Source organism: Stenotrophomonas maltophilia group sp. RNC7 (genome assembly GCF_030910085.1).
GTDB classification, from domain to species: Bacteria; Pseudomonadota; Gammaproteobacteria; order Xanthomonadales; family Xanthomonadaceae; genus Stenotrophomonas; species Stenotrophomonas sepilia.
In genome coordinates this window covers 1-304 of the sequence record NZ_JAVFVN010000180.1, presented here as the reverse complement: position 1 = coordinate 304, position 304 = coordinate 1, and the positions used below count along the sequence as shown (strand labels likewise).

The 304-nt window shown below is 40.1% G+C and carries 1 protein-coding gene; it reads right to left on the bottom strand.

The window, feature by feature from the left end; translation table 11 throughout:
• Positions 1-45: 45 nt before the first annotated feature.
• Positions 46-304 (bottom strand): ORF6C domain-containing protein (locus RCF13_RS02370; protein WP_308140803.1); only part of this gene is annotated, 259 nt, incomplete at its 5' end.

The window sequence follows — 304 nt, the reverse complement described above, 5'->3', positions numbered from 1 at the left end:
TATACAAACCATTCCCGCAAACTTTACAATTCATCTTCTCACCTCCTATATGGCTATCTGCCTGTTTTCAAGTTGTATTTCTTGTACTAGAATCAATGGAGCCTTATAGCTACTTAAAATCTCTTTGGCTTGTCCCAGTTGGCTGCGCTTGATTGCTTCGTATCTCTCTACTCCGAACTCTCTTTTTAACTGGTGCTGGATGTCTGAGTAAACCTTACCTCTTAAAGAGTTATTGCAGTATGCTGTACTCTTGTATCCTCCTAGAACTCTAGTAGCAACTTTTCTGACTAATGCTTGCAGTTCC